General features: G+C 69.3%; 16 protein-coding genes (1 of these 16 only partly in view). 13 read left to right on the top strand and 3 right to left on the bottom strand.

The features are described 5' to 3' along the window. Positions 1–69: 69 nt before the first annotated feature. The 10 genes from D892_RS0106085 (at position 70) to D892_RS0106040 (ending at position 15,961) form a co-directional block, all read left to right on the top strand. Positions 70–342: a hypothetical protein gene (locus D892_RS0106085; protein ID WP_024800392.1), complete on the top strand. Its 273-nt coding sequence runs from the start codon at positions 70–72 to the stop codon at positions 340–342. Between the two features lie 102 nt (positions 343–444). After that, positions 445–741: a hypothetical protein gene (locus D892_RS0106080; protein WP_024800391.1), complete on the top strand. Its 297-nt coding sequence runs from the start codon at positions 445–447 to the stop codon at positions 739–741. 172 nt (positions 742–913) lie between these two features. Then, entirely contained in the window at positions 914–1,051 is a 138-nt protein-coding gene (locus D892_RS47620; protein WP_198036844.1) for a hypothetical protein, read from the top strand. Further along, positions 1,044–1,958 (top strand): ESX secretion-associated protein EspG, encoded by a 915-nt coding sequence (locus tag D892_RS0106070; RefSeq protein WP_024800390.1) that lies wholly within the window; start codon positions 1,044–1,046, stop codon positions 1,956–1,958. The genes D892_RS47620 and D892_RS0106070 overlap by 8 nt, the downstream gene beginning before the upstream one ends. Positions 1,959–2,069: 111 nt before the next feature. Further along, positions 2,070–3,791 carry a hypothetical protein gene (locus D892_RS0106065; RefSeq protein ID WP_024800389.1) on the top strand — a complete coding sequence of 574 codons (1,722 nt, stop codon included), beginning with the start codon at positions 2,070–2,072 and terminating at the stop codon, positions 3,789–3,791. Further along, the gene (locus D892_RS0106060; RefSeq protein WP_084160952.1) at positions 3,784–4,659 is read left to right on the top strand and encodes an ESX secretion-associated protein EspG; all 876 of its coding nucleotides are present in this window, start codon (positions 3,784–3,786) and stop codon (positions 4,657–4,659) included. Before D892_RS0106065 ends, D892_RS0106060 begins: the two co-directional genes overlap by 8 nt. Before the next feature lie 36 nt (positions 4,660–4,695). Then, positions 4,696–6,291, top strand: coding sequence for a hypothetical protein (locus D892_RS0106055; protein ID WP_024800387.1), 1,596 nt, complete (start codon positions 4,696–4,698; stop codon positions 6,289–6,291). Next, positions 6,291–7,493 (top strand): YbaB/EbfC family nucleoid-associated protein, encoded by a 1,203-nt coding sequence (locus D892_RS43485; protein ID WP_024800386.1) that lies wholly within the window; start codon positions 6,291–6,293, stop codon positions 7,491–7,493. Before D892_RS0106055 ends, D892_RS43485 begins: the two co-directional genes overlap by 1 nt. Positions 7,494–7,508: 15 nt before the next feature. Beyond that, positions 7,509–15,485 (top strand): ribonuclease domain-containing protein, encoded by a 7,977-nt coding sequence (locus D892_RS0106045; protein ID WP_024800385.1) that lies wholly within the window; start codon positions 7,509–7,511, stop codon positions 15,483–15,485. After that, positions 15,485–15,961 carry a barstar family protein gene (locus D892_RS0106040; RefSeq protein ID WP_036566782.1) on the top strand — a complete coding sequence of 159 codons (477 nt, stop codon included), beginning with the start codon at positions 15,485–15,487 and terminating at the stop codon, positions 15,959–15,961. Before D892_RS0106045 ends, D892_RS0106040 begins: the two co-directional genes overlap by 1 nt. Before the next feature lie 57 nt (positions 15,962–16,018). Here D892_RS0106040 and D892_RS0106035 read toward each other — a convergent pair whose 3' ends face one another. Genes D892_RS0106035 through D892_RS0106025 form a run of 3 tightly spaced genes read right to left on the bottom strand, consistent with a single transcriptional unit; the run spans position 16,019 to position 18,997 of the window. Beyond that, the gene (locus tag D892_RS0106035) at positions 16,019–16,915 is read right to left on the bottom strand and encodes a TAXI family TRAP transporter solute-binding subunit (protein WP_024800383.1); all 897 of its coding nucleotides are present in this window, start codon (positions 16,913–16,915) and stop codon (positions 16,019–16,021) included. After that, positions 16,912–18,324, bottom strand: a complete 1,413-nt coding sequence (locus D892_RS0106030; RefSeq protein WP_024800382.1) for a HAMP domain-containing sensor histidine kinase — start codon at positions 18,322–18,324, stop codon at positions 16,912–16,914. The genes D892_RS0106035 and D892_RS0106030 overlap by 4 nt, the downstream gene beginning before the upstream one ends. Before the next feature lie 7 nt (positions 18,325–18,331). Continuing rightward, the gene (locus D892_RS0106025) at positions 18,332–18,997 is read right to left on the bottom strand and encodes a response regulator transcription factor (protein WP_024800381.1); all 666 of its coding nucleotides are present in this window, start codon (positions 18,995–18,997) and stop codon (positions 18,332–18,334) included. A 172-nt stretch (positions 18,998–19,169) separates the two neighbouring features. On the opposite strand from D892_RS0106025, the gene D892_RS0106020 reads away from it, so the two are divergent. The 3 genes in view from D892_RS0106020 to D892_RS0106010 are tightly spaced (at most 18 nt apart) and all read left to right on the top strand, a layout consistent with a single transcriptional unit that may run on beyond the window. Beyond that, positions 19,170–19,490, top strand: a complete 321-nt coding sequence (locus D892_RS0106020; protein ID WP_156959403.1) for a hypothetical protein — start codon at positions 19,170–19,172, stop codon at positions 19,488–19,490. A 13-nt stretch (positions 19,491–19,503) separates the two neighbouring features. Further along, entirely contained in the window at positions 19,504–20,004 is a 501-nt protein-coding gene (locus D892_RS0106015) for a YbaB/EbfC family nucleoid-associated protein (protein WP_024800379.1), read from the top strand. Positions 20,005–20,022: 18 nt separating this feature from the next. Further along, positions 20,023–25,170: the start of a hypothetical protein gene (locus tag D892_RS0106010; protein WP_024800378.1), read on the top strand. 22,752 nt of this gene lie beyond the right edge of the window; the window shows 5,148 of its 27,900 coding nt (coding positions 1–5,148); it begins with the start codon at positions 20,023–20,025; its stop codon lies off the right edge, out of view.

The following is a 25,170-nucleotide window of genomic DNA, read 5'->3' as shown; positions in this document are numbered from 1 at the left end:
TTTCGCCCGGTGACCGCCCCGCCCGCCGGGTCGGCGGCCGACAATCCGATACCGAACACAGGAGGAACGATGCGCGAGGAAGATCCGTCCGACGACGAGCTGCGCCGCAATTTCGAGCGGGAGCTGCGGTCGGTGACGACCGGCGGCGGCCTGACCTCGGAATCGGGCCTGGACTCCGAGACCGAGGACGCGCTGTGGGCGATCGCCGACGCCTATCCCGATATTCCGGCCACCTTGATCGACACGGCCCGTGCCACGTTCGCCGAACAAATGGACGGCACCCACGACGCCGCTCGCAAGGCGGCGCTGGCACGCAAGATCGAGGAAATGAACCGCCGGTGAGAATCCGCCGCTGATGTCATACACCCGTTTCCTCGCGGTTACCGCCAGTTCGGCCGATGCGCCCATGCTGGTCGGAACCGGGAGTTCACGTGAGGAGGAACCGTGCGCCTGAACCACCCCACCGAAGAGGAACTGCGCCGCAACTTCGAGGAACAGCTCGCCTCGGTGCGCGGCGGTGGCGGCCTGTCCTCGGACACCGGACTGGACTCCCGGACCGACGCGGCCCTGTGGGACATCGCCGTCGCCTACCCGAACGTCCCCGACGCAGTGGTGGAGGAGGCCCGCAATGCCTTCGCCGGCCAGCTCGACGGGACGAACGCCGCCGAGCGGCAGGCCAAGCTCGAGCGCATGTTCGAGGAGCTGACCCGCGACCGGACGAACACCGATCCGGAACGCTGACGGTTTCGCGACAGCGCCACGGCGGACCGTGACAGACGAGGATTCAGGGTCGGCAGCCGAGGTCGTCGCGGGACGAATTTAAGGAGTTCTTTGTGTTCGGCCGTCGGTAATTGGTAGAACCATGACCTGGGTCGCGTCACCATAGCTCATACATGTTACGGGGAGGAACAGTATGAGCGACGCTTCATGGACCGAGCCTGCCGCCGACGGCGCCATCACGCTCCGCGCCGATGACGCGAATGCCTCGGGATGGCCGGTCGGCGAATCGATCGGTGCACAGGTGCCGGCCGGACCGGTTCTCGATGGATAGATTCGAGGTTTTCGACGACGGGGAGCCGATTGCCCCGGACCGCACCGCACAGGCGGCCGTGGCGGTGGACGGGCCGTCCGAAAGTCACTCAGGCGCACCGGTTCCGCGGGAGCGTGCACCGCGCGACGTGGCGTTCACGGCCGTGTGGCGGTTCACCGACCTGGAATTCGTGGTGGCCTGGGAACCGGTCGCGGAATCCACCGTGCCGATTCCGTTCGTGTACACCAGTCGATTCCGGCTGCGGCGCGACAACGAACGCGAGAAGGAGCAGGCGCGCGCACGCCTGCGTGACCGCTTGGGCGACGAGTTCCGGCCGGTCCTGGAGACTTTGGCGCGGCCGGATATCCGGATCGTCGTCCGCGGACGCAGTGGCGGTGCGTCCGATCCGCTGGCACGGATCAGAATTCTGGCCGCCCGGCGCGGCGACCGCGGGTATGTGGTGGATCAGGAGCCGGGCGAAACCAAGTGGCGCAGTGCCGGATTCACGGTCTGGCAGGTCGATCCGCTGCGCCTGGGCGCGGCCGTGGCCGGGTTGCTGCCCGGTTCGCCGGCCGGTCGGCTGGGAGTCGTGGAACTGGCCGAACCGGCCGACGACCTGGAACACGGCCTGTGGCTCGCTCCGGCGAAGGACACCGTGCACGACCCGCGTCGTGAGGGGCGCAACCGCTTCCGGACCGCCGCTCGGGGCGGTGCGGGATCGATCGACATATCGCAGGGCGCCTCGCGTTTCGGGCCGCGCGGGGTGACGCGCCGCGGCCTGGAGTGGGCCGATCTCGTCGCCGACGGCAGATATGTGATCACCGGCCCGCCGCGGCGAGCGGTGCCGGTCGGCGACGACGGCCTGCGTGCGGCGATCGACGGTGCGATCGCGGAGGTGGTGCAGGCGATCCGGGACGAGTGGGCGTGACGGCCGGCAAACCTTTGGACGGTCTTCACATTGTGGTGTCGCCGGAGCCTGGAAGACCGGTAGCCGGCCCGGCACGATGAAGGACATCTGTGATCGTGGGAGGGATCAGAAATGGGCGACAATACGTGGGGCGAACTCGCGAAGAACGGTGTCATATCCATAGAACCGGGCTCGGCGGAGAAGTGCGCCTCGGCGTGCGTGGAGCTGATCGACTACCTGCTCGCGGTCAAGAAATACGTGCCCGACGTCACCGAGATTCCGGATCTTTCGAAGTATGCCGAAGGGGCGGATCTGGCCAAGAAGTTGGCGGCGAAGGGGGGTGATGCGGAATACGTGCTGGACAAGCATATTCAGGTGCTCACCGATATGACCAATGCGTTCAAGGACGGCGGTGCGGCCTATGCGGACGGTGACGGCGAGTCGCAGCGCCGGCTGGCCGACGTCACGATACCGACCGAGCCGAGCCACAAGCTGGGTGATCGGCCGAAGACCTTGAGCGAGGAAACGCTCCTACAGGTCGGCGCCGATGCCGGTGACGGCTCGAAGTCCGGCGAGGAGGAGATCAAGGACGACAGCTACGACGAGATCACGGCCGAGGTGTACGGGGGTAGCGAAGAATCGGTGGGCCGGACGCGGAAGATGTTCATGAAGAACTTCACGAACAATCACTACGCCGAGGATACCGACAAGATCGGAGATTGGGAGTCGAACTGGGAGGGCAGGTTCGAGGGTGCGGCCCCGGTGGACGTGTGGGACGCCTACTCGCTGGACGGCGATGAGCTGAAGGCATTCGGTGAGAGCTTGCGGCCGGTGGACGCCATGACCGTATCGGACACCTGGGGGTGGTTCGCCGACGAGTTGAACAAGGCCAAGAAGCCTTTCTTCGACAGTGTGGACGCCGGAATGTCGGGGTGGACCGGAGACGGTGAGGACGCCGCGCGCAAGGCGGTCAAGAAATATGTGAAGGACCTCCAGGGCCTTCGGCTCGGCATGGAGGCGATGCGAGACAACGCCGGTCAACTGGCCTTTTCGCTGGCCTACACCAAGTCCGACCTGTCAACGCTGACGGGTGACCCGGATACCGACGGCGATCTGAGTTGGCAGCGGGACACCGTGAACATGTACTACTGGGGTGATCCGCACAAAGACGACGGGGGCTATTTCGGCGTACTCGGCACCGATGCCCGGGTCCCGATCCTGGAGGATCCGGAGACGTCGATCGGCGGGGTGGACGGCACCCCCTCGGACCTGCCCGGAGGATCGGGGTTTCCGTCGCTCGGCTCCGGTCTCGAATCGCCCGGTGCGGGCGGGACGGGTCCGGGTGCCGACAGCGAATATCCGGGCGGGGGCGACCCGTCGAGCGGTTCCGGTCCGGGTATGGACGGGCTGGGTCAACTCGGCCGAGCGGCGTCGCTCGCGAACGACGCGATCGGGGACGCGCCGAAGCAGGCATCCGGGAAGGACGCCGCGGCACAGGGATTGGATGTCAAGCCCGCCTCGGCGGCAGGCGGATCGGGTGCGGCGGCCAAGTCGGGCGGCGGCGCCGGGGCCGGTGCCCGGCCGGGCTCGGTCGGCGGCGCGGACGCGGCGCGGATGTCTTCGCTGTTCCCCCGGGCCACCCTGCCGGTGACGGCCGGGATGACGGCCTCGGCGATGCAGCCGGTGGCCGGCACCGGACAGTCGGGCTCCCCGGGTTCGGCGGGACCCGCCGGTCAGGGTGCGCGGCAGGGTGGGGAGAACACCCACAAGCGGCCGAAATACCTGGATTCCAAGGATCATCTGGCCGAGTCGGTGGGACAGCAGGTGGTCTCGAAGCCGGTGCTCGATGAGTAGCGGGCTGATCTTCGACCCCGGGGCTCGAGCTCGGCCGCCGGCGGTCGCGGATCCCGCCGCCGCCCGTCGCGCCGGACCACCGCGAGGCGTCGATGTGATCGCCGAATGGCATTTCACCGACCTGGAATTCGTCGTCGCCTGGGAAGCCGCGCACGACACCCTCGTACCGCGGCCGTTCGTCTACACCAGTCGAATCGTGCTGCGCGAGGACAACATTCGCGTCAGACGGGAGGTCGGGGAGCGGTTGCGCGAGCGACTGGGCGCCGATTTCGGTTCCGCGGTGGAAGCGTTGTCGCACCCCGACATCCGGGCCGTCGTGCGCGGATGGCGCGGCGCGCAGGGGGATCCGCGGGCGCGCGTCCGGATCCTCGCCGCCCGGCGCGGCGACCGCGGTTATCTGGTGGATCAGGAGCCGGGTGAGACGGTGTGGCACAGCCGGTCCTTCACCGTGTGGGCCTTCCATGCGCTGCAACTGGGCCCCGCGGTCGCGGGCGCACTGCCTGCGGAGAAACCCGGGCTGCTGGGCACCGTGGCGCTGGACGGCGACGACGCGGCCGGGCACGACCACCGGTTCCGGCGCTCGCGGTCACACGAGGACGTCGACGACGCCGAACGCGACGACCTGGAGACCTTTCGTACCGCGAACCGCGTCGGCGCGGGCGTCATCGAGGTCGCGCAAGGCCGCTCTCGCTTCGGGCCGAGGGGAATGGCCCGCCGGGAGATCGAATGGACCGACCTGGAGTCCGACGGACGCTATGTGATCGCCGGCGCCCCTCGCAGGGCCACGCCGGTCGGCGACGACGGCATGCGCGCGGTGCTCGACGGCGAGATCGCCGAGATCGTGGCGGCGATCAAGGACGAACGCTGATGACGGCCGAGCGCGGAACGAAATGAGGACGGCGCCATGACCACATCGCACGGCCCGCACCGGCCGCAGGCGCAGCCCGGCGACAGCGATCCCGATGTCGCGTTCAGGCTCGGCGACCGAGCGGCGCCCCGGGAGTCTGCGGCCGATTCGGTGCGACCGGGTCCGGTGCCGCGTCCCGTGGGGCAAGAGCACGACCCTGCCGCACACCCTGCCGGCACGGATCCGATCGCGCCGGACCCGCACTCCACCACGCCGACCGATGAACTGGCCCAACGGATCGGGAGCGCACTGGAGGCGAGCGGCCCACCCGGATGGACCGACCTGACCGCCGTATTCGCGCTGACGACGACGGCGGAGGCGGCGGAGGTCAGGTTCTCCGACGGGCACGGCCGGACGGCACGCATCGATCCGCCCGCGCAGGTGATGGCGCTGGTGCGGGAACATCGGGAACTGTCTTCCCGGACCCGGCCGGGCCCGTGGTGGCGGCTGGGCGTCCGAATGGATTCCACCGGAACGCTTCTCGCCGACGAGGACTACGGGGACCGGCCGTTCCCCGCCGGGCAGCTGTTCGCCCCCGAGGCCTATCGGGCCGATCTCGAACGCCATCCGCGCGAGCGGCTCCCGGTCTGGCTGGCGGCCTATATCGGCCACGGCGATCGGCAGCATCGCACGGCCGCGCAGGCGGTTGCCCGGAGCAACGCCGATCGGACGGCGGGAGTGCGGGCGGCGGTGTCGCAGTGGGAGTTTCCGGATCTGGACACGTTGTGGGCGCGCTGGGCCGTGCTGGCGGCGGCCTTCGTCGCGGCCGGATCGGAGCAGGGGCCGCGGATGCTGCCCTCCCTGGCGTGGTTCGAGGGTGCCGGGCGCAGCGGGGCGACGCTCTACCGGCTACCCGGTGGCCGGGCCGTGCTCTCCGGCGGGGTCTGGAACGCCCCGGCGCTCGACGCCGCTTACAACGAGGGTGCGCCGATGCCCGAATTCTATTCCGGTGCACCGGAATGGGTGGCGAATCCGGTGCTGAATCCGCGTGTCGGGGAGGGGCTGCTGTCGTTCTGCTACTGGTGGCAGGCCGGTCGCTGGCATCGGGGCGAATCTCCCGGTGCCGACGAGCTGAGCGATGCCGTCCCCGGAGTGTGGTCGATAGACACCGTCATCGAAGTGATCACCGGCCTGTTGCCGGACGAGCCCACCGAATTCCGACGGCATGCGGTGTCGGATCTGGTGGTCGCTGCCGAGATTCGCGCGGTGACCCGGGAAAGGATGACGGACGTCTTCCCCGGAGAGGACGCCGCGCTGGACGACGCGATGTACCAGCTGACGCTGGCCGGAGTGGTTCCGGCGCAACCGGATCCGATGCCTGCCGAGGCGGCGGTGCGGCAGGTGCGTGAGTTCGTCACCGAGCGAGGCTTCGACACCACGGATTATCCGCTCGAAAGCCTTCGTGCGGAGCGGGTTCCGTGCGGCTGGATGGTGTATTCCCCCACCCGGCCCGGGGAGATATCGCTCGGTCGCGCCGTTTTCTATGTGGCCGATGACGGTGTGCTGGAACAGTCTTCGTCCTCGATATCGCCGTTGCGCTACGTCGAGGACTTTCAGCGACGGTTCGACGAGAGACAGAAGGCGGTGCTGTGATGTCCGGCAAGGTGGAGGTGGACCCGGCGGCGCTGCGCACGGTGGCGCGGAAGCTCGAGCAGATTCAGGGACGGCTGGAGGAGGCGAAAGGGGCGGCCGAGCAGGCCGTCGCGCCGGGTGATGCGGCCTGGGGGGACGACAAGTTCGCCGAGACATTCCGCGACGGCGAGGCCGGCAAGCCCGGATTCGTCGAGAACAGCTCCCTGCTCATCGAGGGCACCGGCGCGATGGCGACGACGTTCGGGGAGCTGGCCGATGGGCAGCGCGAATCGGCGGACTATCTCGACGAGGCCGAGCAGGCCAATACCGACACCGTCGCCGGCACGCCGGCGGCCCACGGGTCGGCGGCCACCGGTGTCAGCGCTTCGGGACCCGGGTCGCTGTCGGGGAGCCAGGGGTCGCCCGCCGACTCGGTGCCCGGTGGATCCGCGACTTCGGGACGATCCGACCCGCCGAGCTATTCCTATGCAGGGGAAGGAGGTTCGTCGGCTTCCTCCGCAGTTCCCGGTGCGAGTGCCGGTGGCGGACAAGGGGGCCAGGCGATCGGTCCGGTGCTGGAAGGCGTAGCCCAACTCGCCTCGACCGCGGGGCAGGCGGTGGAGGGCATTTCCCAGTGGGTGGAGGGGGCGGCCGTCGAACAGGCAGAGCACGATGCGCCCCGGGCGGCCCCGCACCGGCCGAGGGGTGAGACCGTGCCGAACAACGCCAGAGAAGATCTGCTCACCCAGATGCTGGTCGGGGTGCGCCGGCAGGCCGAGGCCCTCGACGATGCCCATGAGCAACGAGCGGCACTCACCGTGACCGGCACCGCGGCGGATGGCCGGATCACGGTGCGGGTCAACGCGGACGGTGCGCTGCTGGAAACCCGATTCGATTCCCGCATAGACGAATTGAGCTACGAGGAGATCGCCGAGGCCGTGACCGAGGCGGTCGGCAAGGCGCAGGCCGAGGCTGCCGAGCGAGACAAACAGCTGTACGCGGGGGTGCGCGAGGCGGCGCCCCGGTTCGGGAAACTGTCGGAACTCATCGAGAGCCTGCCCGACTACGAGCGGTACCAGCCGCGGCCGCGACCCGCGGCCACCCCGGACGATTCTTCGGACTCGATCGAAGCATCCACCGCCACAACGTCGTCCGAGACGAACTCGGACTATGTTGAGCAGCCTCGGCGGAACCGCGGCGGTGCTACCGATCTGACCTGGTGACGAAACCGACCGCGCATGGGTGACGAATCCGACGGCAGTTCCGGCGAAATACCTCCCGACGTGCCCGGCTGGGCCCGCTGGGTCGCGGGCCTGACCTGGGTGATCGGGGGCGACTGGCCGTTCGGCGATGCCGACATGATGCAGCAGATGGCCGACGAGCTGTCCGACGTGCAGCGGCTGGTGAACGACATCGTGCGCGATATCGAGGACGCCAAGGCCGCCGCGTTGGACGCCTACATCTCCGGCGAGGCCCACGACAAGATGGAGGAGGCGTTCGACGCACTCCTTTCCGGTGACCAGTCGGTGGCCGCCATAGCCGACCACTACGGCAATCTGGCCGGCGCGGCGGAGGAATTCGCCGGCCAGATCTACGCCGCCAAGGTCGATCTCGTGATCTCACTGGCCTGGATGGTCGGGGAGATCATCTATGCCATGTCGGCCGGGCCGGAGGTCGGGGCTCCCGTCGCGGCCCAGGCGATGACGGTGACCCGGTTCTCGTTCAAGACGATCGGCGAGCTACTGCTCAACAAGCTGGGCATGATGATCGCGCGGCGATTCGGCAAGCAGATGTCCGAGATCGCGATCAAGAAATTCGCCCGGGCGTTCACCCACTACGGCTGGGAGGCCGTGCAGGAGTCGTTCGAGGAGATCGGCCAGACCGTCTTCCAGGATGTGGCGGGCCATCTGATAACGAATGTCGCAGGATACCGGCACGATTGGCGCTGGGACCAGTTCGGAGCGGATATCGGGCTGTCCGCGCTCGGCGGAGCGGCCGGAGGGCTCGCCGGTGTGCGGCTGCACAACAGCGGACTCGCCGAGATGAATGTGCCGTTCGCCTCGGGGCGGTTCGAGCAGGCGGTGCGCAATCAGGCCATCGGGGGCCTGTCCGGCCTGGCCGGGAATGCGGCCACCATGCCGTGGACGGGCTTCGATATGAAAGGCTTTGTCTCGTCCGGTATTTCGAGCGGATTGCCGTCCGCTGCGGGCGCATTCAACAGGAATGTGCCGAACGACGGTTTCGGCGGGCCCGGTCACACATTCGATGCGCCCGGTGCCGACGTGCGGGCGGTGGCGGACGGGACGGCCGCACATCCGGGACCGAGTACGGGATCGTCGGCTCCCTCGGCCGCGAGCGCGGGGTCCACCGGCGGCGGGGCAGGCGCGCGGCAGCACGCGACCGCGTCCGGCGGCTCCGGCGTGAGCGGTCCGGCCACCACCGGCACTGCCGATCCGGCCCGGCACGACGCGGCGGCGGCGCCGATCGAGGCGCGGGCGGCCGGGGCCTCTCCGGTTTCGGAGGGTGCGCACGGCTCGCCGGTGCCATCCGGGGTCTCGGGCGCGGCACCGGCGGGCGCTTCGCCCACGCCGTCCGGGGTTTCGGGCGCGGCACCGGCGAGTGCCGCGATGGCGTCGTCCGGTGTCGCGGGTTCGAGCGCCGTCCCTGCCGCACCTGTTCCCGCGCAGAGCGCCGCCCCGTCGGCATCGAACGACCTTGGAACACAGCAGGATTCGATCAGCGAGCGTTCGGGTGCGCGCCCGGCGGCAGCTCCGGCGGAAGCTTCGCCCGGGCGGAATCCGTCCTTCGTGGGTCAGGCCGGGCGCGCCGGGAGCGCGGCACCGAATCGTGCCGGCGGCATCGAGGCGACGGGTGCCGACTCGCGTTCGATCGGCGCCGAGAACGCGAGCCTGGAGACGGCGGCGGAGGATGTCGGCACCCACGATGTGCCCGGATCCGGTGCCGCTGCGGACGAAGCCGTAGTGGGCCCGGCGTATATCTCTGCGGCAGCGGCTTCGGGACGATCGGCACCGTCGGGTCCGGACGATCGTCACCGGTCCGGCCCCGATGCCGATACCGCCCTCGAGGACCGGGCCGATGCTCCGGACTCGGCTCGTGCGGATCTCGATGCCGAACTCCGGCAATTGCTCGCAGTGGAGGAGAGGGTCTTCCCGGGAGGCCGAGGCGCGGCGGCGCCTACGGTGTCCGGCCAGGGGAGGTCCGCCGCCGAACGCGCAGCGCGCACCGAACGTGCCGTGCATCTGCTGGCGGGACCGGACCGCCGATTTGCGGAACGGGCCTTCGTGCTCGGGCAGTCCGATGCGACGATCGCCGCCGAAACGGGTTCGTCCGTGGAACGGGTGGCGCGCAGGCGCGAACTGATCGGCGCGGTGCTGCGGTCGACGGTCGAGCACCGTATCGCACCGAACAGTGATGTGCTGCAGGGGAACCGCGCGTGGCCGGTGCTGGCGAGCGAATACCTCGACGCGCCCGAGCGAGTGCGCGAGGACATGTCCCGGCTCGAATCGCTGCCTCGGCGCCTGCTGACGGACCTGCTGGAGGGCAGCTGGGATATCGGCACGCTGTCCGGGGAGACCGGACTGAGCGTCGGCAGGATCGCACAGGAACTGAACGAGGCGGTCGACCGCGTGGTCGGCATCCGGTTCGCCAACTGTGGCCCGGAGACCTTGGAGCGACTGCACAGGCGCCACGGGATCGTCGGGACCCTGCCGCACGGAATCGGCGGACTGGCGGGGACGTCGTTCGAACTCATCGCCTCCGAGTTGCCCGGCCGGGTGGAGGCCTTCCGCGGCGCCGGGGGGCTGACCGGGCACGGGCAACTCGTGGACGCACTGCGGCGGTCGGGTCGGGACCGGCCCGAAGTCCCGTCGTCCGCGGCGGTTTTCGATATCCGGCACGATCCACAACCCGACGGTGATTCCGTCCCCGGCGATGCCGGCGCCGCGAGCCCGGGCCACGTGTATGCGGTGTGCTACCTCGGCGAGTTCGACGGTGTGGAGTACTTCGAGGTCGACGGGCAGCTGGTGGAATTCGGCGGATTCGATGCCGAGGGACGCGAGTTGTTCCGCCGCGTCGAAGACGCCGGCCGCGATGCCGGTGGACGCTCGGCCTACCGCTACACCGGCGACGGCGGCACACTGCACCTGGCCGATCTGACCGGCGCCACGGTCGCCGAGGTGCGGGACGTGTGGGGCGTGATCTATCAGGGTGAGTCGGAAGCGGCGCGGGCGGTTTCCGGCGTGGGCGAACCGTCGGCCCCCGATCCCGGCACGCTGTTCCGAGGCGCGGGAGATATCGGCCGGAACGGTGAAAATAATCCGGCCGCAGGGGATTCCGTACCGGAAAGCCGGCCGGAACGGCTCGTGCGGGAGTGGCGGCAGGAACTCTCGTGGAGTCGCTGGCGGGATCGATGGCGCGGACTGCGGGACGGTCGGGCGGAACAGTTCTACTTTCCGGGCTCCAAATACTCGGGTGAGGTCATCAGCACGATCCTGCACGACGTCGTCGGCCTCCTGCCCGACGGTCGCCCCAACGACAGCCCGATCCTCCAGGGGCACGGCGGGTATCTGCCGGACGGTATGCCCAATTTCGACCCGACCGACTACGTCAAGCTGGTGGCGCTGTTCGTCCGGAAGTTCCGGGACGAGGGCGGGCCGCTGTTCATCCGGAGGGTCAGCGAGTCGGCGCGCCGGGTCGCGCCCGGGACGGTGCCGACCGTCGTGCTGCGCGACGGCTCGGTCTACGAGACGTGGAACGGCCATGTCGGTCCTGCCGACGCGCGCGTCGATCGATCGGTACGCATCGATCGCCTCTCCGAGGAATTTCTTTCCCGCGCGCTGCACGCCGCCGTGCTCCGCGACCCCGGTGCGGCGACCGGCCACGCCGCCATCGCGCACGCGGACCGGGCCGCCGCGTGGGATCGGTTCGCCGAGCTCGCGGCCGCCCTCGGGATACCGTTGTCCGCTGGACTGCCCGCCGATCCGGCAGCGGCGCTGGACCGGGTGCTGCGGCAGGCGGAATATCACCTGATCCGCCGCGCCGGCGCGATCCAGGGCCTGGAGTTCGCGCGGCGGCGCTACAACGCCGAGCAGGCCGAGGTTCCCTACAGCCACACGCGCAGTTCGCACGACCGGAATCCGGTGGACCGGTTCCGCCGTGAACAACACCGGCACGAGACCGGCACACCGACCGAACCGGTCGTGCCCGGCATCAGCGGCCGCGTCGAGGAGTTGCTGCCCTCGGTGTACGAGATCCTGAACCGCGACCGCGACGGAGACCGCGACCGTCTCCCTTTTCGTCTCGGGAATTCGAGCGGCCGTGCGGACTTTCAGATCGCACTGCGCCGCGAACAGCTCCTGATGGAGCTGGAAGACTGGGAATGGCTGGGGCGCGGACAGATCACGGGCCTGCCGCCGCATGAGCAGGAATCGGTCATGGGGGAGTTGTGGGCCGGGCTCGAGGCCCAGGCCCGGCGGGTCGAGGCGTTGCGCGGGTTCGCCGCCGAATTCCTGGCCGCCGACCACGCCGCCGAGCTACACGGAGCGGAATCGGTTCTGCCGAAGCCGCCCGCGGGGCCCGCCGAGTCCGAACCCGCACCCGTGCAACCGCTTACCGAGCAGGACCAGCAGCGGATGTGGCAGCTGGCCAAAGAGTTCGGTATCGCACTCGACCATTCGGCGCCGCAGCAGGTACAGCAGCTCGTCACCGAGCGCCGCCGGGCCACCGCAGTGCAGGCGGCCATGATGTGCGCGCTGGTCGACGGTTCGGCCGCGGCGGCCACGTTCGACCGGTTCGAAGGGCTCACCGGCCCCTGGTCGAAGCTGGCCCGTCTGGTCGGTGCGAGTCCGGCCGAGGCGACCCCGCAGGGGGTGGCGGAGTTCCTGACCGACCCCGGGAACGGCCGGTGGGAGCGCCGCCGTGTGGTCGTTCAGCTCGCCGGGTACATCGATGAACTGCGCCGACTGAATCCGGATGCGGTGGACGCCGCGCGGGATGGACTGGCAATCGGTCTGGGGCACGACCCCGGGTACCTGAGCGGCGCTGCCGGCAAGGTGGATCTACAACAACTGTATTCGGCCGTACTGGATGCGGCCGATTACGAATCGCCTGGGCCCCAACACAGTCGAGAGACCATCGCCATTGCCGAATGCCTCGGCACGCTGCGGGCGCTGGACCCGACGATGACGGTCTGGCTGGGCGATTACGGGGCAGATCCGCGTCCGCTCGACAAGGAATTGGGCATTGCCGTCGCGGGCGGTCCACAGCTGCTGAGTGAGATCGTCGGTGACACAGGGGATTTTGTCGACTTCCTGGCCGAAACGCCGCTGTCCGGGCCGGATGCGTCGGCGGCGGAACCGTTGTGGGCCCAGGTCCGAGGTGTCGACATCGCTCCTCTCTTCGCGTCCGAATCTGTCGACTCCGGTTCCGTGTACCCCACGGCCGAGCAGCGGTCTCGGCTCACGCTCGAGAACGCGTACGAAATCGTGCGGGTGTACGCGGCGGTGCGGGATGGCAAGTTCGATGAGTACGAGCGACGTTCGGGCGAGGATCTGGCCGAATTCCGGCGCGGTCTGGTCGAGGAACTGCGCGGGCGCGTCGAGCATCTGAACGAACTGGCCGACTTGCTGGACCGGCATGTCGACTCGCCTGCCCAGACGAAGCCGCCGCCGCGCCGCCTCCCGCCGGAGCAGCAGGCTCGGGCACGCGCACGTCTGGACACGCTGATCGTCCACCGCGATCGGTTCGCGCACGCGGCGCTGGAGGTAGCCACGCAGCTGGCCGAGCTGGACATCGATGCCGAATCCGGATCGATGCGGGAACTGATGTCGACGCTGAGGGACGAGTACGAAGCGGAGCCGGAGCCGGTGCGCCGGGAAAAGCTCGGTGCGGCGATACACGCTGTGCTGGAGCTGGATCGCGCCGCCGCCGACCTGCAGCAGTCGATGAACGAACTCGCCGCCGCCGACACCGCCGGGACCGATTCCCCCGCTACCCCGGAGACCGACGATTCCGTCACCCTGGCCCGCGCCGCGCTCCAGCGCCGCGCGGATATGGTGCGGGCCGAGACCGGCGCGGAGGTGCCGGCGTGGCCGCGGGCCCTGCTGTCGGGCCGGCGGCGCTCCGGTGACGCCGTCTGGGCGGCCGGTGAACTCGCCGCTCTCAACGCCCGCTGGTGGGACGCTACGGACGGGGCCGCTCGAGACGCGCTGCTGCAGCGGTATCCGGAGTGGATCGGTAATGCCGACGGCATCCCCGCCCGCGTGCGGCACCGGGCGAATGTCACGGTGATGCGGTCCGATCTCGTGCGACTGCGTGACAGGTTTCTGTCTCACCCGGCCGGCGACAAGCGGCCGACCGATGCGGAGCGTCTGCTGCAGGTTCAGCTCGACCAGGTGCTGGCGGCCGTGGACGCCGAGGCGGCGCGCAAGCTGGGGGCCCTCGGCGAGATCGGCGAGCCGGGACCGGACCGCAGCGTGACCGGCGAGTCCCCGTTGCTCGTCATGCGTTACCACGGAATGACTTTCGGTGCGGCGGGCAATTTCGTGGTGTGCCTGGGCGACCCGGACGTGGCCAAGGCCGTGGACTACGTGGTGCCGCATCAGGACACCGCCGTGGCGGGGCTCCGCCGGGAATTGCCGAAGGCCGTGGAGCGGGAGCGGAAATACACCGGTCCCGGTGCGCCGCTCGAGGTCGGCGAGTACGCCACCGTGATCTGGCTCGGTGACCGGATGCCGGAGCTGAACGATGCGTCGGGTGATACCCGGGTGCGGCCGCGGAAGGGCGAACTGCTGGCCTGTGACATCGCGGCGGCGCGTGCCGCGCATCGGGCACGCGGTGGACCGGGCGCGCAACTCCCGGCGGTGTACCTGCAGGGCTGGGGTACGGGCTGGCGCGCCGTGGCGCTGGCCGAGGACCTGCTGCGCACCGAGCTGCCGCGTACGGAAATGCCGACGGTGATGGCCGGTCGGATGGAGGTCGGCCTGCCGGGGGAGACACCGAGGCGACCCTCCGGATACGTTGGGGCGCATCGTAGTTCCGGCGGTCTGTTCTTCCGCGGCAACCATCGTGGCAGCTATCCGCCGCTGCGGGACACGTTGCGGCCGAGCGCAGTCGAGCCGGCCACCGGCGACGATACCGAAGGGGCCGTCGACCCGAGAACCTGCGCGATCGTGGCGTTCCGCGCCGCCGGGGAGGGGCCGGGGCGGCCGCGGGTCGCGGTGCCGAGCGCCCTGCGGGGTCGCATAGCGCTGCGCGGCCTGGATCCCGACCTCGCCGCGCGGCTGGCGGGCTGTGAGTGGCGGCGGTTCGAGTCGATGGACGCGATGCGGGAACGCGCGGACCTGGGCGGCACGATCATCGGTGCTGTCGACTCACCGAATGGTGTTGTCGCACATGCCTTCACCATCGTCCGCATCGACGACGAGATGGCCGGGCGCCGGGCGGAACTGTGGCCCGGGCAATTGATGATGACCGAACAGGTCCGCGCGACCGACGATTCCGGCGGGTTTCTTCTGGACGGTGACGGCCGGGCGGTCATGACGACCGTGGAGTGGATCGGCGACGGGAAGGTCGCCGAACGGGCCGCGGAGCTGATGGCCGAGGCGGGCCCCGCTGCCACCGTCCACGGCCTGGTTTTCGGTGTCGACGGCAAACCGGATGTGCGGACCTCCGGAGAGGAACACGGCGGGCAGCAGTACTCGAGCCGCGAGCGCCGCCCGGCGAATGCGCTGGGCCTGCGCAATGTCGATGAGGACGGCGAAAAGGGCGATGCCCCGGGTCAGTCGGCCGTTGCTGCGTCCGGCGTCGGGAAGGGTGATGCCTCGGGTTCGTCGGCCGTTGCTGCGTCCGGCGTCGGGAAGGGCGATGCGTCCGGTCCGCCGGCAGCCGCCGCATCCGGCAGCGGCAGTGCGCCCGCCGTTCCCGATCGCGCGCATCGGACGCTGGCGGAGATCGATGCCGGTCGCTGGCCCGGCTCGGCCGGCGCCCCCGGCACCAAAGGTGGTGGCCGGTACAAGAATCAGGACGAAAAGTTGTCGAGAACGGATCCCTCGGGCAAGGCGATCACCTACAAGGAGTGGGATGTGAACCCGAAGAAGCGCGACCGGGCTCGCGACAGGGAACGGATCGTCACCGGTAGTGACGGCTCGGTCCACTACACCGACGACCACTACGAGAATTTCACGAGGATGCGCTGATGAGCACGCCATTGCCGCTGGCCCGGTTCCTGTCCGGTGCGCCGGGAGATTCCGCCGCGGTGTCTCCCTGTCCGGTGCTCGGCGCCCTTCCGGTGTCCGCCGGAGAGTTCAGCGGGGTCGGTTACCGGGCTCCCGGCGACTACGTGGTCCGGGAACTGCGGGGTGCCAAGATGCGTACCGTCGCGGGTATTTTCGACGAGTTCGCGGCGGCGTTCCAGTTCCCGTACTACTTCGGTGAGAACCCGGATGCCTTCGACGAATGTTTGCGTGATCTGGACGATTTCCTCGGTACCGCACCGGGATACGTTGTGGTGATCCGCGATTCGGAACAGTTGCTGGCCGACCGACCCGACCGGCTGGAGTGGTTCGCCGAGGCCATGGGCGATGCCGCCGCCCACTGGTCGTCACTCGGTCGCGTGTTCCGGGTCGTTCTGCAGGGCACGCCCGCTCTCGACACGGCACCCCTCACGCTGTGAACGGGTGCGCCCGGGTAGCGCGGTGGTGACCGAGCCGGGCTCCCTCGCCCGGCGTCCTCACCGGTGCCGCTCCCGGTACACCCGGGCCGCGGCGGGGTGGAGGGGCAGGTCGGCCGTGCTGATCATGGAGCGTTCGTCGAGGTACTGGGAACCGGCGGATCGGTAGGGCATCAGGCGATCCGCGTTGTCGAGGAGGGTCCGGGTGACGGTGGCGATCACCGAATCGGGGACGGCGGTGGTGGTCAGCAGTATGTTGGACGTTCCTACGGTATCGACGGCGGGAGTTTCCGCGTAGACACCGGCCGGTATCCGAATGCGGTGGTACGGAAAGTGGAACAGCTCCCGCAGGGGCGCCGCCGCCGATCCGATGTCCAGCAGGCGCATCCGGGCGGGCGAGTCGAGCAGCGGTGTCGGGACACCGCCGACCCACAGTAGGGCATCGATCTCGGCATTCTCCAGGGCCGCTATGGCGGCGGGCAGCGGGAGCGCGATGACATCGAGGTCCGCGCCCGGATCGAGGCCGCTCGCTCGCATCAGCCGGTCGCCGGTGAATTCTCCCCCGGATCCGAGAGCGCCGAGGCTTATTCGCCGGCCGCGCAGGTCGGCGATGGTCCGGACGGGGCTGTCGCGGCGCACGAACAGTTGCAGATAGTCCTCGTATATCCGGGCGATTGCCGCGGCGTCGCGGGGTGCGGCAGGGAGCGAATCGGCCAGGGACATCGCGATATCGGCGTCGCCGTCGGCCAGGATCGCCAGGTTGGTGCGTGAGCCGGTGGTGGCGATGATGCCGATCTCGAGGTCGGTCGAGATGCCGGCGAGCAGATGAGCGAAGGCAAAGTAGAAACCCTCGGGTTCCCCGGCCGCTAAGCGGATCGTCGGCCGTGGCGGCCGCCGGGCGCAGGACGCGGCCGGCAGGGCCATCGCCGCACCGAGGAGGGCACGTCGCGCGATCATGCCGGGGCCGCCCGCGGCAATCGCACGATCATTGCCAGTCCGTGCGGGCGTACCCGTTCGAGGATCAGCTCACCGCCGTGCGCCTCGGCGAGAGCGGCGGCGATGGGTAGCCCGAGTCCGGATCCGGTTCCGGACGCGGAACGGCCTCGGAAGAATCGCGTAGTCAGGTGCCGGATCTCGTCGGCGGGGACACCGTTCCCGTTGTCCCGCACCATGATCGAGACGCGCCCGGCCGTGCCGTCGACGAGCACCTCGGTATGCGCTCCGCGTCCGGCGTAGGCGCGGGAATTGCTCAGCGCCACATCCAATATCCGTGCCAGCGACTCCGCGCCGACGGCCGTGTGGTGCGCTCCCGCCGCCGGCGCGACGGCCAGCGTGATGCCCGCGGTGTCGAACGCCGGCCGCCATGCCTCGGCGCGTTCCTCGGCGACGTCCGCCGCGTCGCATTCCAACCCGTCGGGGTCGAGTTCGTCGGCGGGCTCGTGGGTCTCGGCGACCGCCAGCGTGAGCAGTCCGTCCAGCAGGGTGGTGAGACGATCGACCTCGGCGCGTGCGCCGGCGTACTCCTCCGAGACGGTTTCGTGCACCCCCGGTGCCAACGAGTCGATACGTATTGCCAATGCCGCCAAGGGATTTCGCATCGAGTGCGCGGTATCCTCGACGAGTTTGCGCTGCGCCGTCATGGACGAGTTCACCGAGAACGCCATGTGGTCGAAGGATCGCGCCAGGGATCGTATTTCCGGTGGGCCGACATGCCGGCGGCTGATCGGCCCCGTCCCGTCGGGCGGCGGTACGCGAGGCAGACCCGTGGTCAGCCTGTCGACCGCACCCGACAGCGCCCGCAGCGGACGCAGCACCCAGCGGCTCAACCCCAGGGCCAGGGTCGTGCACAACACCATTGCCAGACTCGCGCAGCCGATGACGACGATCCAGGCCCGGGTGATATCGGACCGGACCCGCGCGGTCGACACCTCGAGGACGACCGCACCGTCGACTCGTATGTCGGTGCCGATCCGGCGCGCGACGATCAGAGTGTCCGGACCCCACGGCAGCACTCGCCCGGGGGCGCTGTTGCTCCGAGTGCGTTGCGTCGCATCCAGGGCCGTCGCGACCGCCGGGTCACGGGCATCGACGCCGGTGTCGACGACGACCGCACGCGCGGCGTCCAGGATCAGCAGCCGGTCGCCGTACAGGTCGGTGTAGCGGTACGCCTCCTGGGTGATGCTGTGGCGGTCGCCGTCGTCGATCGCCACCTCTGCGAGGGCGGCGAAACGTTCGGTGTCCGCGGTGCGGCCCAGCCATAGCTGCTGGGTGCGGCTGAGGGCGTAGGTCAGCGACAGGGGTATCGCGAATCCGAGGACGGCGGCCATCGCGAATCCGGTGAGTGAGATCAGCAAACGTCGGCGCATCCGCCGGTCAGCCTTCCCACCGATATCCGTGCCCGCGGATCGTGGCGATGAGGCCGGGCCTGCGCAGTTTTCTGCGCAGGCCGGCCATATGGACATCGAGGGTGCGGGAAATCGACACGTAGGCATCACCCCAGATGCGATCCATCAGCTGGTGTCTGCTGATCGCGGTGCCCGGGCGTTCCAGCAGTAGGCGCAGTATTTCGAATTCCGTGTGGGTCAGCTCGACCGGGAGGTCCGCGACGGTGACCTGCCGGGCGGCGAGGTCGACCCGCACGTCACCGGTCACCACCACCGACGCCGGCGCCGATGCCGGTGTCGCGGTGGTGGCCCTGCGCGTGACGGTCTCGATGCGGGCGATGAGCTCGGCGATGCGTGGGGGTTTGACGATGTAGTCGTCGGCGCCGGCGCGCAGGCCGCGCACGACCGCCCGCTCGGTGCCGCGCGCGGTCAGCACGATGACGGGAATCTCACTGACCGCACGCAGTTTCCTCAGCACCTCGAGCCCGTCCATGTCGGGCAGGCCGAGATCGAGGACCACGGCGTCGTATCGGGAATGCGTCAGCAGCAGATCGATGCCGCGCCGGATCCGGACGGGGTCGTACTCCCGGGTGGCCAACGCGGAGATGAGCGCCGCACCCACCCCGTCGTCGTCCTCGACTATCGCCACCCGCACCAGTCGAATCGTTGCAGACCGTCGCGGCGTGCGCATGATAACGGCTGCCCCCAAGTCTTGGGCTGGGCGGTCCCGCTGCGGCAATGCTACGGTTAACGGAATCTCGATTCGCGGTTACGCGTTCGGTTTCGGTTGGGTTAACAAGCGGTGTGATGGAGGGAGAGGGCTCGCCATGACCACCCCTTTCGAGATGGATCCCGAGGCCTTCTCCAAGGCTGCTGACAAGACTTTGCATGTGCGCGACCGGATCAACGAGGTGTGGTCCACGCTGGAGACGGCGACCGCGGGCCGCGGCGCTCCCTGGGGTGACGACAAGCTGGGCAACGAGTTCGCCGAGGGCGACAAGGGCTACAAGAAGTCCAAGACCAGCATGGAACAGGGCAAGGACGCGATGAACAAGTCCCTTGTCGGACTCGCCGCGGCGCAGCGCAAGACGGGTAAAGACGTGCGCAAGCAGCTGGAGGACCAGAACCGCGACGGCCTGCGGTCCTAGGCGGGTCGACATCGTGGTCAGCGAATTCTTCAAGAGCGAAATGGCGGAGGTCGCGCGCCAGGCCCGCGCGCAGATCGGCCGCTACGCCGAAGTCCAGCGGCAGCGAACGTACCTGACCGGCACGGGCTCGGCCCGGCGTGGAAAGGTCACTGTGACGGTGAACGCCGACGGCGCGCTCACCGACGTGAAATTCGGCCGGAACGTCGAGGAACTCGAATATCCCGAGTTGAGCAAGGCCCTGCTGGAGGCGGCCGACGCGGCGGTCGCGGACGTGCGCCGGAAGAACGAAGAGCTGTTGGCGCCCGTACAGGAGGAGCAGGCGCGCCTTCCGAGGATGTCCGATCTGGTCCCGGGCATGCCCGATTTCGGCTCCATTATGCCGAGTTCCGAACCGGCTCCGCTGCGCAACGATTCCACAGACCCCGAATCCGAAGAATCGCCGATGGTTTTCCGGAACACCGAAACGGTCGAGGAGCGATCCAAGGATCGTGGGGTCACCGACTCCGGCTGGTAAGGCGGAGCGGGGAACGATATGGCCTGGGATCCCATCCTGGAAGTGCTCGGCTGGGTCGCCGGCATGGACTGGCCGGAGGGCGATCCGGACGGCATGCACGGTCTCGCCGGTGACTGGCGCAACGCCGCCGCGGGATTCGAGGCGATCAAGGACGATATCGATGCCGCGCTGCAGGCGGCTCGCGACGCATATCCGTCCGGTGAGGCGATCGACGCGATCAAGAACGCTTTCGATTCGCTGAAGGACGGTGCCGGCTCCGACGGGGAACCGTCGCTGTCCCTGCAAACCCTGGCCGATTCGTTCCGGGACGTCGCGCAAAGTGCCGACGCCGTGGGCGACGAAATCGAATACGCCCAATGGATGATCATCACGTCGCTGATCCTGCTGGCGGCGGAAATGGCCGCGGCGTGGATTTTCCCGCCGACGGCTCCGGCGGTGGAGGCGGCCGCGATCACGGCCACCCGGTTCATCATTCGGGGAATCGCCCAGCGTGCGTTGCAGGCCATTGTCCGGTGGATGCTGCAGTTCGCCACCAAGACCGGACTCAAGTGGCTGGCCAAGCACGTTGCCATCGACCTGGCCCTGGGCACGGCGCAGGAAATCGGCGTGCAGATGATCGCGTACGACAAGGTCAAGGACTGGGGCCAGGTCGGCATGACGGCGCTGTCGTCGGGGGTCGGCGCGCTGGGCGGCGCCCTCGCCGCGGGCGCGGTCGCCAAGCCGCTGGGCCGGACCGGGATGAACAGGCACATGGTCGGCGCGCTCACCGGCGCCACCGCCGGTCTGGCGGGAGCCGCGGCGGGTGCGGCCCCGGAATTCCTGCGCACCGGCTTCACGCAGGGCTGGGACAAGGCGTGGGACACCGTCTCCGACCCGCGCATGTGGGTCGGCGGCGTGACCAACGGCGGCTTGACGGGCTTCAATCAGGTTCGCGGACATTCGTTTTGGGATGCCCGGGGTCGTGGTTACGGCTCGCCCACCGTTCAGGGTGTGCGGATCGGGTCGGGCCTCGACGATGTCAACCTGCCCGGGTCGCATGCGGACGGCCCCGGATCGGGCGCGGATCGTCAGAACGGGCCGGGCGGCAACCCGATGGAACCGGCCGGCACGCGCGGGTCGACGGCCACGCAGGGTGACAGCCCGGTGGTGGACGCCGGATCCGATCGAGACGAAGGGGCCGCGCAAACCCCCGGCGGGACAGGCGGTTCCGGATCTCAGCACACCAACTCCCAGTCCACGAACGGGTCGGATTCCCAGTCGGACGGCGGTTCGTCGCCCGCCGACCGCAGCTCCGATTCCGGCCGGTCCTCGAGCCTGGATTCGCGTCCCACCAATGACCATCAGGGGCCGCCCAGCGATACGGGGTCCGGTGACGGATCGCCGGCCCCCCGGTCGGACGGCTCCGCCCCGCGTGCCGGGGACGCCGCGGCCGGATCCGACGGTGGGATCAATGCCGGGAGCGACCGCGGGCCGACGGCCGATGTCGCGGCCGCGTATGACGGTGACTCCGGGGCGCCTGCCGATGTCGTCACCGGGAGCGATGGCGACGCGGGACCGGTCGGCGATGTCACCGGACGTCAGGATGTCGACGAGAACAGTTCGGGGACAACGGGTTCCGGCGTAGTCCAGTCCGGTTCGGCGCCGGTGCAGCACGGCGGTGGCACACAGCACGCCGGAGTTTCCGATTCCCGCCCGGCCGCGGGCGATCGGACCTCCGACACCGGACGCGGCAGCGACGCGCAGCAGAGCCGCAGCAGCCGGTTGCCCGGCGAGACCCGGGGCACCGGCGGCACGGATACCGGCCGGAGCAGCGAGGCCCCGCGCTCGACGGGCAGCGACGGCAAGACGCCGGGGCGGGCCGGAGTCGCCGACTCCGGGCCCTCGCGTGCCGGTGAGGCCGGCTCGGGTATGCGGGCCGGGCAGAAGGACCAGGCGGCCCCGGCCCGTGCCGAGCGTTCCGCGGAGACCGGCGAGCAGATTCGGGCCGAGTCCGATTCCGCTGCCCGCCAACCGGATTCGGACGTTCGCCAGTCGGACTCGGACGCCGGGACACCGCCGCGGAGCGATGACGCCGAGTCGCGGCAGCACCGGGACGACGATCGGTCCGATACTCAGGACGAGCAGGACGAGCCGGGCGACGTCGTCAATACGGGCGGCGCGATCCGGCCGAAGGACTACACCAAAGACTTCGAATGGGCCGAGGAAGCATACGATGCTTTTCGTCAGGATCCCGGCGATGTCAACGATATAGCGAAGTTTCTGGCCGATCATCCGCGTCCGGACGGAACACATTTCGTTGTCGAGGATATCAAGCAGATCAAGGAGCATCTGTTCCACGAGGAACATCGGATGCAGGACTACGACGGGAACCTTGTCGAACAGCGTTTCGACGCCGACCCCAACATCGCCGAGGCCTGGATACGATTGCGATCCGGTAAGCCGGTCGCTTCCGATTTCGTCCTGCTGGAACACGAATTCGCGGAGTCGAAGTATTTCCGCGAGCATCCGGATACTACTTACCAGGAGGCCCACAACGAGGCCAACAAGAACCACAATTGGTCCAAGGTGGCCGAGGGCCGCACAGGTGAACGGTACGACACTCTGTGGAAGGCGAGAGATGGCGCTGTTGATCTACTACAACCGAACCAGGAACGACCCGAACGAGGTGGAGTACCAGTTCGGGGAGACGAGGGAGAATCTCGACCGGCTGCTGACGATCGACAAGACGGACAACACCGCCCGAACGGACCAACCGGAGGACGTGATTTTCCGCTCCGCCGTGGGCAAGATCATGATGCGGGCGAAGCGCGAGCAGGAGTGGCCCCGGAACGGGGTGATCGCCTCGTAGAGCCGTCGTCGCGCGACGACGGCGAGGCGCGGCCGCGGCACGACGAGGCCGCCCCCGCCTCCAAGGATCGCGACCGTACCGACGACAAGGGCCCCGATCGCCCGAATGACGATGCGGCAGAACGAGATCGCTCGGACGGTGACGCCCGCGACCGCGATCGTTCCGACGACGAGGCTCGCGATCGTGATCGTTCGGATGACGAGGCTGGTGACCGTGATCGTTCCGAGGGCGACGCCCGCGATCGTGACCGTTCCGACGACGATGCCCGCGACCGCGACCGTTCCGACGGCGAGGCTCGTGACCGTGATCGTTCGGATGACGAGGCTGGTGACCGTGATCGTTCCGAGGGCGACGCCCGTGACCGTGATCGTTCGGATGACGATGCCCGCGACCGCGATCGTTCCGACGACGACGCCGGCGATCGTGACCGTTCCGACGACGATCCCTCCGCCGATCGCGATCGGACCCGCGATCCGTCCGACACCCGCGGCCAGTGCGGCCCCCTGTCGCTGCGGGCGCTGATAGATCACTTCGGCGACAAGTGGATTCGCATGCCCAGCCGCGACGTCGGCCCCGAGGGCATGACCGACAACGAGCTGATGGCGGCCACCGGCGGCGAGATGCAGCGGTTCCGCAGCCACGACACCCTGGCGGCGCGTCTGCTGGGCCTCGGCAAGGGCGCGGCCGCCCTGGTGGTGGACTCCTACCACGGACCCGCCGACCGGCACGGCGTCGGCGCGCACGCATACCTCATCATCAACGAGGGCGGCGGGCGACTGGTCGTCCGGGATGTCGCGATGGGGCGGGAACACGGGTACCCGCCGGTCCGCGAAAGCGACGTGTCGTCGACCCACGCCATCGTCTTCCACGGTAACGGCCCACTGCGCGGCCGGCCGGTCCAGCGGCTGCCGATGTACCTGCGCGACCGCATCGGCAACGTATTCCGGCCGCGGTCCGAGCGCGTCGACCGGATGCGCGACGAGATGTTGCGGGGGCCGAGCCGAACCGGCCTGCCGCGGGTCGCGCTCAGCCGGGCGGACACCCTCGACCAGATCCGAGATCTGTTGCGGCAGACCGAGACCGGGCGCGATATCGTCACCCGTCTGGACAACGGCGAGCTGCGGGTCGCCTTCGGCGACGATGCCAACGACGACGCCGGCCAATACGACGGCTCCGCGCGGCAGATACGGATCTTCGGCGTCGATCGCCCCCTGCTGGAACAGACTCTGGTCCTGGCGCACGAGGCCATGCACGCCCGCTACCACGACGAAGGGCGCACGGCCAGCGATCCGCAACGCATGCTCTTCATGTCGGAAGAGGAATATGTCCAGGCGAAGCTCGAGGAAGAGACCGACTGCTTCGTGGCCGAGATACGGCTCGCCGCCGAGTTCCGTGACCTCGGCTACGACGTGCACGTCGCACCGATCGAGATGGAGAACGCCTACCTCGACGCCGGCGACGACGAGGCCGCCCGGGCGGCCGTCCGCGACTATCTGCGGGAGGGTCTCGGGTACGCGCACGACTTCGGTGAGCAGTGGCGCGCCGTCATATCCGGGCCGATCGACGATTTCCGGGTCCCGGACGATCCCGCGGTGGCCGAGCGGTTGCGATCGGCGGCGCAGCGACAGCACCTGGAACGCCTGCGACTGGATGACCTGAACCGGGTGCTCGAGCGGCTGGCGCTCCCGTTGGGAATGGATCCGCGGCCCGGTCCCAGCGAGATGCTGGCCATTGTCGGACAGCGGTTGGCCGACGTGGACGCCTGGCTGAACGATCCGGCCACGGCACCTTGGGACCCCGCGCGGCTGCGGCGTGTCCAGCACGATCTCGCGTCGCTGGTCGACACGAGCATCGAGTACCACAACCGCTCGGCCGACCACGCCGCGGCTCGGGCGGTCGCCGACCGGATCGCTGTCCGGTCCGTGCTGGATGCGCTGGTGGACCAGCATCCGGGCGCGGAGATCGTGGACGGCCGCGCCGTGCGCATTCCCGGCCCGCCGGACCGGTTGGTGGTGCCCGCGGCGGTCGGGGAACACGCCGCCGTGCTGGCGCGCTCCGACATCCGCGCGATTGTCGCGGACATCGGCGCCGATCGTATGCAGCTGGTGGAGGTGGCCACGGACACCGCGGGCCGGTTGCGGACCCAGGACATCGACTGGCCGTCCCCGGCGTCCGACCGGCCGGAACCCGTCGTTCCGATGCACCTCGCCGACCGGCAGAACCAGCAGCGGCTGGACTCCGTGTTGTCGATGCTGGCGGGGTCCGAGTTCGGCCGCTGGGCCGACGACCTGCTATATCAGCACAACGTCGACATCGCC

This window comes from Nocardia sp. BMG51109 (assembly GCF_000526215.1).
In the GTDB taxonomy this organism is placed as follows: Bacteria; Actinomycetota; Actinomycetes; order Mycobacteriales; family Mycobacteriaceae; genus Nocardia.
The sequence above is the reverse complement of the archived record's forward strand: the minus strand, read 5'-3'. Positions and strand labels throughout refer to the sequence as shown.

Coding starts and splice junctions, on each gene's coding strand:
- D892_RS0106070 (WP_024800390.1), top strand. CDS start 1,044: ATGGATAGATTCGAGGTTTTCGACGACGGGGAGCCGATTGCCCCGGAC.
- D892_RS43485 (WP_024800386.1), top strand. CDS start 6,291: ATGTCCGGCAAGGTGGAGGTGGACCCGGCGGCGCTGCGCACGGTGGCG.
- D892_RS0106035 (WP_024800383.1), bottom strand. CDS start 16,915: ATGATCGCGCGACGTGCCCTCCTCGGTGCGGCGATGGCCCTGCCGGCC.
- D892_RS47620 (WP_198036844.1), top strand. CDS start 914: ATGAGCGACGCTTCATGGACCGAGCCTGCCGCCGACGGCGCCATCACG.
- D892_RS0106040 (WP_036566782.1), top strand. CDS start 15,485: ATGAGCACGCCATTGCCGCTGGCCCGGTTCCTGTCCGGTGCGCCGGGA.
- D892_RS0106020 (WP_156959403.1), top strand. CDS start 19,170: ATGACCACCCCTTTCGAGATGGATCCCGAGGCCTTCTCCAAGGCTGCT.
- D892_RS0106030 (WP_024800382.1), bottom strand. CDS start 18,324: ATGCGCCGACGTTTGCTGATCTCACTCACCGGATTCGCGATGGCCGCC.
- D892_RS0106085 (WP_024800392.1), top strand. CDS start 70: ATGCGCGAGGAAGATCCGTCCGACGACGAGCTGCGCCGCAATTTCGAG.
- D892_RS0106045 (WP_024800385.1), top strand. CDS start 7,509: ATGGGTGACGAATCCGACGGCAGTTCCGGCGAAATACCTCCCGACGTG.
- D892_RS0106060 (WP_084160952.1), top strand. CDS start 3,784: ATGAGTAGCGGGCTGATCTTCGACCCCGGGGCTCGAGCTCGGCCGCCG.
- D892_RS0106055 (WP_024800387.1), top strand. CDS start 4,696: ATGACCACATCGCACGGCCCGCACCGGCCGCAGGCGCAGCCCGGCGAC.
- D892_RS0106065 (WP_024800389.1), top strand. CDS start 2,070: ATGGGCGACAATACGTGGGGCGAACTCGCGAAGAACGGTGTCATATCC.